The sequence below is a fragment of the Variovorax sp. 10N432 genome, assembly GCF_056394465.1.
On record NZ_JBFTHX010000153.1, the window covers coordinates 1 to 476 of the forward strand.

Genomic DNA, 476 nt, shown 5'->3' on the forward strand with positions numbered 1-476 from the left:
GCCTGCTTGGTCGAAAATGAAATCAATCCTCTTCCTCGTACTGGCTACCGTAATGGTCGCATTCGTCAGCGAATGGCTCGTACATACGCTGGATACGTTCTCGGAGCGCTTCGGACTGTCAGAACTGTTCATCGGGGCATTCGTCATTGCCATCGTCGGCAACGCGGCTGAGCACAGCGCTGCGGTCATTCTCGCAATGAAGAACAAGATCGGGGCAGCCGTGGAGATCGCCATCGGCAGCAGCTTGCAGATCGCTTTGTTCGTTGCTCCAGTGCTCATTATCGTCAGTACGCTATTCGGCAATACGATGGATATCGTATTCACCCCAATCGAGCTAACCGCAATCGGCGTATCGGTCTTTATCGCCAAGTCTGTCTCCAGGGACGGCAATACGAACTGGTACGAAGGTGTACTTCTGCTTATGGTATACGTCATACTAGGGATTGCGTTCTATCTCGTCTAACGTTGCGCATGAC

At 52.3% G+C, this 476-nt stretch carries 1 protein-coding gene; it reads left to right on the plus strand.

Features of this window, described 5'->3' with window-relative positions:
* Positions 1 to 463, plus strand: a 463-nt coding sequence (locus AC1DF3_RS37110; RefSeq protein WP_478142829.1) for a calcium:cation antiporter, incomplete at its 5' end; no start/stop codon positions are given.
* Between the last annotated feature and the right edge of the window lie 13 nt (positions 464 to 476).